Annotated in this window: 6 protein-coding genes; 3 read left to right on the top strand and 3 right to left on the bottom strand. The window is 64.5% G+C overall.

Annotated elements, in window-relative coordinates; translation table 11 throughout:
- Positions 1–25 precede the first annotated feature (25 nt).
- The 3 genes from JT360_RS15060 to JT360_RS15050 all read right to left on the bottom strand — a co-directional run bounded on the left by JT360_RS15060 (position 26) and on the right by JT360_RS15050 (position 3,905).
- The gene (locus JT360_RS15060) at positions 26–871 is read right to left on the bottom strand and encodes an aldo/keto reductase (protein WP_214472445.1); all 846 of its coding nucleotides are present in this window, start codon (positions 869–871) and stop codon (positions 26–28) included.
- A 92-nt stretch (positions 872–963) separates the two neighbouring features.
- Positions 964–1,356 carry a CopM family metallochaperone gene (gene copM / locus JT360_RS15055; protein WP_214472444.1) on the bottom strand — a complete coding sequence of 131 codons (393 nt, stop codon included), beginning with the start codon at positions 1,354–1,356 and terminating at the stop codon, positions 964–966.
- A 44-nt stretch (positions 1,357–1,400) separates the two neighbouring features.
- Entirely contained in the window at positions 1,401–3,905 is a 2,505-nt protein-coding gene (locus tag JT360_RS15050; protein ID WP_214472443.1) for a heavy metal translocating P-type ATPase, read from the bottom strand.
- Positions 3,906–4,200: 295 nt separating this feature from the next.
- Here JT360_RS15050 and JT360_RS15045 point away from each other — a divergent pair, with 295 nt between their 5' ends.
- The 3 genes from JT360_RS15045 to murJ all read left to right on the top strand — a co-directional run bounded on the left by JT360_RS15045 (position 4,201) and on the right by murJ (position 9,545).
- Entirely contained in the window at positions 4,201–4,998 is a 798-nt protein-coding gene (locus tag JT360_RS15045; RefSeq protein ID WP_214472442.1) for a glycosyltransferase family 25 protein, read from the top strand.
- 91 nt (positions 4,999–5,089) lie between these two features.
- A complete protein-coding gene (locus tag JT360_RS15040; RefSeq protein ID WP_214472441.1) occupies positions 5,090–7,891 on the top strand; it encodes a [protein-PII] uridylyltransferase in 2,802 nt (933 codons plus the stop codon).
- A gap of 46 nt (positions 7,892–7,937) precedes the next feature.
- A complete protein-coding gene (murJ, locus tag JT360_RS15035; protein WP_214472440.1) occupies positions 7,938–9,545 on the top strand; it encodes a murein biosynthesis integral membrane protein MurJ in 1,608 nt (535 codons plus the stop codon).
- Positions 9,546–9,698: the final 153 nt, after the last annotated feature.

Raw genomic sequence — 9,698 nt, 5'->3', positions numbered from 1 at the left:
GGGACCCTCAAGGGGGGAGATCGCCTTAGATCATCTCCAGCCCGCGCTTGCGCGTCGGTGGCGGGAAGGCGCGGTCGAGAGCGGCGAGATCCTCGCCCGTGAGCTTGATGTCGAGCGCGGCAACATTCTGGCGGACATGTTCCTGGCTGCTGGCCTTGGGAATGGCGATGATTCCCTCCTGGTGCATCACCCAGGCCAGGGCGATCTGCGCCGGCGTCGCATTGTGGCGGGCGGCGACGGCGTCGAGCCTGGGATTGCGGGCCAATGTACCCTGCTCGACTGGCGAATAGGCCATCAACGGAATGCCACGCTTGCGGCTCCAGGGCGCGAGATCGAACTCGAGGCCGCGCCGGACGAGATTATAAAGCACCTGGTTGGTCTGGACATTGCCACCATCGGTCAAGCCGGCCAGTTCCTCTATCTCCTCGATGTCGAAATTGCTGACGCCCCAGTGGCGGATCTTGCCGGCCTTCTTCAAAGCCTCGAAGGCTTCGACCGTCTCCGTCAACGGCACGCTGCCCGGCCAATGCAAGAGATAGAGATCGATGCGGTCGGTGGCGAGACGCTTCAGGCTGTTCTCGCAGGCGCGCTGCACGCCCGCGCGCGAAGCGTTCGAGGGCAGAACTTTCGAGACCAGGAAGACCTCTGCGCGGCGGCCGGCAATGGCTTCGGCCACCACCTCCTCGGCACCGCCACTGGCATACATCTCGGCGGTATCGATCAGCTTGACGCCGAGATCGAGGCCGAGCTTGAGAGCATTCACCTCTTCGGCGCGGCGGCGCGAATCCTCGCCCATCTTCCACGTCCCCTGGCCGAGAACGGGTATGGTCTCGCCGGAGGGCAGCGTGGTGGTTCTGACGCTCGAAGACATGGCAGGCTCCAATTGCGGCCGGATCGCATCACAGGCTGGCGGGAAATCCAGGGCGCTTTTGCCGCGGGCTGCCTTGCGATGCGTGGGAAAACCTATTTCACCGGATGCGCGGCGAGCCAATCCTGCATCTGCTTGATCTCGGCTTCCTGCGCGGCAATCACCGCTTCGGCCAGCTTGCGGATCTCCGGATCCTTGCCGGTGGCAAGCTCGACCTTGGCCATGTCGATGGCGCCTTGATGGTGCGGGATCATGCCCCTAACAAAATCAACGTCGGCATTGCCGGTATACTCGGAGGCCATCATGCCGGCATGCATCTTGTCCATCGCCGCCTTGTAGCCTTCGGTCGACGGGCTGGTCGCATCCGTGGACATGCCAGCCATGTCGTGTTTCATCTCTTCGCTCTGCGCCGGAACGCTTTCGAGGAAGACGGCGAGCAGCATTCCGGCCGCCATCAGCAAAAGCACGAGCTTCTTGGCCAAGGTCATTCATGGTCTCCTGTCGCTTGGGGTTTCGTATTTGGGGCTTTGGATCAGAGTTTCAACGTTCTCAGCCGCAATGCGTTTGATATCACCGACACCGACGACAGGCTCATCGCCGCCGCCGCCAGCATCGGCGACAAAAGCGTGCCGGTGAGCGGATAGAGCACGCCGGCGGCGACCGGCACGCCGAGCACATTGTAGAGGAAGGCGAAGAACAGGTTCTGCCGGATGTTGCGGATCGTCGCCTGGGCCAGCGTGCGGGCGCGCACGATGCCGTTGAGATCGCCCTTGACCAGGGTGATGCCGGCGCTTTCGACGGCGACATCGGCGCCGGTGCCCATGGCGATGCCGACATCGGCGCTGGCCAAGGCCGGTGCGTCGTTGACGCCGTCGCCGGCCATGGCGACGCCGGCGCCCTTGCCGCGCAATTCGTCGACGAGGGCCGCCTTCTGTTCCGGCAACAGCCCGGCGCGCACCTCGTCGATGCCAAGGCTTCTGGCGATGGCGTTGGCCGTGCGTTCATGGTCGCCGGTCGCCATGACGATCCTCAAGCCGCTGTCGTGCAGGGCCTTGATCGCTTCGGCGGTGGTCGCCTTGACCGGATCGGCGACGGCGACGATGCCGGCCAGCCTGCCGTCGACAGCGACGAACATCGCCGTCTTGCCATCGCCCTGCAGTGCTTCCGCGCCGGCCGAAACGGCGGCAACGTCGATGCCGAGGTCGTGCATCATCGCGGCGTTGCCGAGCGCGACAGTCTTGCCCGACACCGTACCGGAAACGCCTTTGCCGGTGACCGCCTCGAAGCCGCTGGCATCGGCCACGGGCACGCCGCGCGCCGCGGCGCCTTCCACGACAGCCTCCGCCAGCGGGTGCTCGGACCCTTTCTCCAGGCTCGCGGCAAGCCCCAGCAATTCATCGTCGGAAAAGCCGTTGGCGGCCATGACGTCGGTCAGTTTCGGCCGCCCCTCTGTCAGCGTTCCGGTCTTGTCGACGATCAGCGTGTCGACGGATGCAAAGCGTTCCAGCGCAGCGGCTTCCTTGATCAGCACGCCGGCATGCGCCCCGCGCCCGGTGGCGGTCATGATCGACATCGGCGTGGCAAGGCCGAGCGCGCAGGGACAGGCGATGATCAACACCGAGACCGCCGAGACGACAGCGAAGATCAGGCTGGGCTCCGGGCCGAAGACCGCCCAGGCGATGAACGCCGCGATCGCGACAAGGACGACGGCCGGGACAAAGTAAAAGGAAACGCGATCGGCCAGACCTTGGATCGGCGCGCGCGAGCGCTGCGCCTTGGCGACAAGCTCGACGATGCGCGCGAGCGTGGTCTCGGCGCCGATCCGTTCGGCACGCATGATCAGCGAGCCGTTCTTATTGAGCGTGCCGCCGGTCAGCGCATCGCCCTCGGTCTTTTCGACCGGCAGCGGCTCACCCGTAATCATCGATTCGTCGATGGAGGAGCGGCCTTCGAGCACAGTGCCGTCGACCGGCACTGCATCGCCCGGCCGGATGCGCAGGCGATCGCCGGCCTTGACACTGTCCAGCGGCACGTCGGTCTCGGAGCCGTCTTCGGCGATACGCCGCGCGGTCTTCGGCGCCAGATCAAGCAAGGCGCGGATCGCCGATCCGGTCTTTTCGCGGGCGCGCAGTTCCAGCACCTGGCCGAGGAAGACCAGTGAGACAATGACGGCAGCAGCCTCGAAATAGACTGGCACCGCACCGCCATGATCGCGGAACTGATGCGGAAAGATGTCCGGGAAGAGCGTGGCGACGACGCTGTAGAGGTACGCCGCGCCGACACCGAGCGAGATCAGCGTCCACATGTTTGGGCTGCGGTTGAGAACCGATTCCCAGCCGCGATGAAAGAAGGGAAAGGCGGCCCAAAGCACCACAGGGCTTGCCAGGATCAGTTCGACCCAGACCTTTGTGCGATCCGTGATCAGGCCTTCCAGCGACAGGCCGAGCATCGGCGCCATGGCGATGAACAGAAGCGGGATCGACAAAGCCGCGCTGACCCAGAACCGCCTGATGAAGTCGACCAGCTCGGGATTTGGCCCTTCATCGCCTGATGGTACGCCCATCGGCTCCAGAGCCATGCCGCAGATCGGGCAGGAGCCCGGCTTGTCGCGGACGATTTCCGGATGCATCGGGCAGGTGTATTGCGTGCCCTTGGGCGCAGGCACCGGCGCTGGCCTGTCGCCGAGATAGGTTTGCGGTGCCGATTCGAACTTCGCCTGGCAAGCGGCGGAACAGAAATAGAAGCCCTGGCCGTCGTGGCGGACAAAGTGCCTGGCGGTGGCCCGGTCGACGCTCATGCCGCAGACGGGGTCGGTGGCCGTCAGATATTGTTCCGGCTGTGCCTGGAACTTCGTCCGGCAACGTTCGCTGCAGAAATGATAGAGCCGGCCGCCATGTTCTGCGGTCGGCTTGCCGGCGGCCGGATCCACGGTCATGCCACAGACCGGATCGCGCGTTGCCGCGCCCGCATCCACGGCCGCACCTTTCGGAGCGCAACAGCCGCCATGCGCGTGATGATCGTGATCTGGATGCGTCATTCCGAGGGCCTCTATCCAACTGCTTCGAGCCGGAGGTAGTGCTTCCAGTAACTGGAAGGTCAAGAGCTGTTTTGACGTTTCCCATCGGCGCCGATAGCGGATTGGACGACTGGCAAAACTGTATACAGCCGGAAGCTCGCCAACATAGGTGTGGTTCAGGCGCTACTTGTCATTCACCGCGCGCAAACCCTCCAAAAACACCGCGCGCAAATCCTCCAAAAAAAGTCGGCAGACACCGGCTCCGGGTGTGCTAGAGAGCGCCGCCACTCCCGCAAGATAGTGATTTCGCGTAGTAATGAAGCTCCTGGTCATCAACCTCGATCGATCTCCGGATCGCCTTGCCCATATGACGGCGGAGTTTACCCGGATCGGCATTGGGTTCGAGCGGGTCGCCGGGATCGATACCAAGCAACATCCCGACCTGGTGTTGCAGCCGCAGCACGCAATACACGCCATCCGGCCCCTTGCCGGCAGCGAGATCGCCTGCCTGCACAGCCATCGCGCCTGCTGGACGATCATAGCCCAGGACGACGCTCCGTACGGCGCCGTGTTCGAGGACGACATGGTCTTCTCCGGCAAGGCCGGTGCGCTGCTGGGCGATACGAGCTGGGTGCCGGCAGACGCCGACGTCGTGAAGCTCGAGACGTTCTTCTCCAGAACAGTGATCCAGAGGAGAAGGACCTCTGCCGGACACGGTTTTTCCATGGTCCGGCTCCGCAAGGGCCATCCGGGAGCTGGGGGCTATCTCCTCTCGCGGCAAACGGCACGCGATTTTCTGCAGGCAACCGCGCAGGTCAATATAGCTGTCGATGATCTCATCTTCGACCCCATCGTGTCAGCCGGCAAGACTGTCTATCAACTTGTTCCCGCGCTTTGCGCGCAAGACCAGTTCGTCGGCGACAGGCTGCCAAGCCTGCTTGACCATGAACGGGATGCCGCGCGGACCGCGAGCGGGCTTATGATAAGGCAGAGGAAGCCGACATCCCTGAGAATCAGGAGAGAAGCCAGGCGAACCCTGAGGTGGATCGCCGACTTCTGCAGGCTGCGGCGACGGATCGTCGTGCCCCTCGATCCGATCGAGGCGACGGACTAGCCCGCTTGCCGGGCTCTCGGCCGGCCCCATACCCAGCGCCGCGAAAACGCGCTATAGACGCCGCCCAACAAGGCAAGGCCAACCGATACCTATGGCGAAAATCTCCCTGAAGCTCGATGAACTGATCGACGGCGAAGCCTTGCGCCGCGAGATGACCGCGCTAACCACGGCCACGGCCGGCGACGGCTCCGGGCCGGTCGCCCGCGCCGGCGTCCTGCAGCTTCTCAAGGCCAGGCTCGCCGAAGGCCGCAAGACCGCCGAGACCATGCTGAGGCAGGACGGCGGCGGCAATGCCTGTGCCGAGCGGCTGTCGCATGTGATGGATGAGCTGATCCGGGCGCTTTACGATTTCGCGGCGACGCATGTCTACCGGGTGAAGAACCGCTCTTCGGCGGAGCGTATGGCCGTCGTGGCGGTCGGCGGCTATGGCCGGGGCACGCTGGCGCCGGGATCCGATATCGACCTCCTGTTCCTGCTGCCCTACAAGCAGACGCCGTGGGGCGAACAAACCGTCGAATACATGCTCTACATGCTGTGGGACCTCGGGCTGAAGGTCGGCCACGCCACCCGCAACATCGATGAGTGCCTGCGGCTGTCGCGCACCGACATCACCATCCGCACCTCGATCCTGGAAGCGCGCTTCCTGTGGGGCGAACGCAAGCTCTATGACGAGCTGATGCTGCGCTTCGACCATGAGGTGGTGCGCACGACCGGCCCGGAATATGTGCAGGCCAAGCTCGCCGAACGCGACGAGCGCCACGCCAAGGCCGGCGAAAGCCGCTATCTGGTCGAGCCCAACGTCAAGGACGGCAAGGGCGGGCTGCGCGACCTGCAGACGCTGTTCTGGATCGGCAAATATTTCTACCGGGTGCGCACCGGCGAGGAACTGGTCGAGAAAGGTGTCTTCACCGAGGCCGAGTACCGTGAGTTCCAGAAAGCCGAGGATTTCCTGTGGGCGGTGCGCTGCCACATGCATTTCCTCACCGGCAAGGCCGAGGAGCGGCTGCATTTCGACATCCAGCGCGAGATCGCCGAGCGGCTTGGCTACACGACGCATCCCGGCCTGTCGGCGGTCGAGCGCTTCATGAAGCACTACTTCCTCGTCGCCAAGGATGTCGGCGACCTCACCCGCATCTTCTGCGCCGCGCTCGAGGAGGAGCAAGCCAAGCACGTGCCTGGCTTCAACCGCATCTTTCTCACCTTCCAGCGCCGCAAGCGCAAGCTCGCCGGCACCTCCGACTTCATTGTCGACAACCACCGCATCAACATCGCCGACGACCAGGTGTTCGAACGCGATCCGGTCAACCTGCTGAGACTGTTCTGGTTCGCCGACAAGCATGGGCTGGAATTCCACCCCGATGCGTTGAAGCTGCTGACCCGCTCGCTCGGCCTGGTCAACAAGTCGCTCAGGCGCGACGAGGAGGCCAACCGGCTGTTCCTCGACATCCTCACATCGGACCGCAACGCCGAACTCAACCTGCGGCGCATGAACGAGGCCGGGTTGCTGGGCAGGCTGATCCCCGACTTCGGCAAGATCGTCGCCATGATGCAGTTCTCGATGTACCACCACTACACGGTGGACGAGCACCTGATTCGCTGTATCGGCGTGCTGGCGGAAATCGAGCGCGGCGATGGCGAGAAGGTCCATCCGCTGGCGCATTCGCTGATGCCGGGCCTGAAGAAGAGCCGCGAGGCGCTCTATGTCGCCGTACTGCTGCACGATATCGCCAAGGGCAGACCGGAAGATCATTCCGAGGCCGGCGCCCGCATCGCGCGGCGCATCTGCCCGCATATGGGGCTGTCGGCGGTCGACACGGAAACGGTCGCCTGGCTGGTCGAGAACCATCTCGTCATGTCGATGACGGCGCAGACCCGCGATCTGAACGACCGCAAGACCATCGAGGATTTCGCCTCGATCGTGCAGTCGGTCGAGCGGCTGAAGATGCTCCTGATCCTCACCGTCTGCGACATCAGGGGCGTCGGACCGGGTGTCTGGAACGGCTGGAAGGGCCAGTTGCTGCGCACACTTTATTATGAGACCGAACTGCTCCTCACCGGCGGCTTTTCGGAAGTGTCGCGCGCCAAGCGCACCGCGGCGGCGCGCGAACGCCTGGCCGAAGCGCTCGCCGACTGGCCCGACAAGGCCCGCAAACGCTATGTCGGCCAGCATTACGAGAATTATCTCCTGACCGTCGACCTGCCGGACCAGCTTCGCCACGCCGAATTCATCCGCGAGGCGGACGCGGCGGGCAAAAAGCTCGCCACCATGGTCAAGACGCACCAGTTCGAAGCGGTGACCGAAATCACCGTTCTGGCGCAGGATCATCCCCGTCTTCTCTCGGTCATTGCCGGGGCATGCGCCGGCGCCGGCGGCAACATCGTCGACGCGCAGATCTTCACCACCTCGGACGGCCGCGCCCTGGATACGATCCTGATCAGCAGAGAATTCGACCGCGACGAGGACGAGCGCCGGCGCGCCGAGCGCGTCGGACGGCTGATCGAGGACGTGCTGTCGGGCAAGAGCTGGCTGCCGGAGATGATCGAGAAGCGCACCAAACCGCGGCGCGGATCCAAGGTGTTCAAGATCCCGCCACGCGCCGAAATCCGTAATGCGCTGTCGAACCGTTTTTCGGTCATCGAGGTCGAGGGGCTCGACCGCCCGGGGCTGCTGTCGGAGATCACCGGCACGCTGTCCGACCTGTCGCTCGATATCGCGTCGGCGCACATCACCACTTTCGGCGAAAAGGTCATCGACACCTTCTACGTCACCGACCTCACCGGCCAGAAGATCGACAGCCCGGCCCGCATCGCCACCATCCGCAACCGGCTTATCGCGACGCTCGAAGGCATCGCCCCCGAGCGCGGCGGCAAGGCCAAGGCGGCCGCCGAGTGAGAGCCATCCTCACCTTGTCCCAATTCCACAGGCAGTCTTCGAACGCATGAGCCTCGTCAAGAAATTCGCAACGGTCGCTTCCGGCACGCTGATGAGCCGCGCGCTCGGTTTCGGCCGCGAGATGCTGATGGCGGCAGCCCTCGGCACCGGACCGGTGGCCGACGCCTTCAACGCCGCCTTCCAGTTTCCCAACACGTTTCGCCGGCTGTTCGCCGAAGGCGCCTTCAACGCGGCCTTCGTGCCGCTGTTCGCCAAGGAGATCGAGACGCACGGCACCGACGGCGCCAAGCGCTTCTCCGAGGAAGTGTTCGGGGTGCTGTTCTCGGCGCTTCTGGCACTGACCATCGCGATGGAACTGGCGATGCCGCTGATCGTGCGCTACCTGGTGGCGCCGGGCTTTGCCGACACGCCGGGCAAGTTCGAAACGACCGTCGCACTGGCGACGATCATGTTCCCGTATCTCATCTGCATGTCGCTGGCCGCCATGATGGCCGGTATGCTGAACTCGCTGCGCCGCTATTTCGCGGCGGCGATCGCGCCCGCTTTCCTCAACATCATCCTGATCAGCGTGCTTGGCTACGCCTGGTATCGCGGGCTGGATGCACATGCAGTCGGCTTCAGCCTGTCCTGGGGCGTTTTGGCGGCGGGCATCGTGCAACTCGCCATCGTCTGGGTGGCGGTGCGCAACGCCGGCATCTCGATCGGCTTCCGCCGGCCGAAGATGACGCCGAACGTGAAGCGGCTCCTGATCCTGGCACTGCCGGCGGCGATCACCGGTGGCATCACCCAGATCAACCAGCTGATCGGCACGGCGATCGCGTCTGCGCAAGACAGTGCCGTGTCCTCGCTGGCTTACGCCGATCGCGTCTATCAGCTGCCGCTGGGGGTGGTCGGCGTGGCGGTGGCGATCGTGCTGTTGCCCGAACTGTCGCGGGCGCTGAAATCAGGCAATCTGATCGAGGCCGCCAATCTGCAGAACCGCTCCGTCGAGTTCACCTTGTTCATGACCTTGCCGGCGGCGGCGGCGCTCTGGGTGATGTCGGAGCCGATCGTGCGGCTGGTCTATGAGCGCGGCGCGTTCGCCGCCAACCATTCGACGCCGACGGTGGCGGCGATCCTGGCAATCTTCGGTCTCGGCCTGCCGGCCTTCGTTCTGATCAAGGCCTTCACCCCAGGCTATTTCGCCCGCGAGGACACGCGCACGCCGATGATCTTCGCCGCCATTTCGGTGGCGGTGAACGTTGCCACCGCGCTGACGCTGTTTCCCAGGATGGGCGCACCCGGCATCGCGGTCGCCTCGGCCGTGGCCGGCTGGGTCAACGCGCTGATGCTGCTTGCCGTGCTCATCCGGCGCGGCCATTGGGGCCGCGACGTGCCGCTCCTGAAGCGCATTCCCCGCCTGGTGCTGTCGGCGGCGGTGATGGCGGTGGCGCTGTATTTCGCCGAGCACTGGCTGGCCGTCAGGCTCGGCCCCGGCTCGCCGCTGGTCGTCAAGGCGACGACGCTGCTGGCGCTGGTGGCCGGCGGAGCGCTGCTCTACTTCATCACGGCGTTTGCCACCGGTGGCGCCGATTTCGGCATGCTCCGGCGCAATGTCAAACGCGGATCGAGCAAGGCAGCGCCACCAGCCGCCAAGGCCGAATCGGACGAATAGACCGGTCAAGCAGACAGAAACACCGGTCTTGATCGTTGCGTCGTGTTCGTCCATAAGCGCGCCGTCGCAAGACTTTCGCCGCGCGCGGTTTCCAGCCGCATGATTGGCTCCAAAAAGGTCTGCAACTTTTTGGAATCATGCTTATACGGCCCT

The organism is Mesorhizobium sp. dw_380 (assembly GCF_018588885.1).
GTDB lineage: Bacteria > Pseudomonadota > Alphaproteobacteria > Rhizobiales > Rhizobiaceae > Mesorhizobium.
Note: the sequence above shows the minus strand (reverse complement) of the source record. Positions and strands in the feature narration are given on the sequence as shown.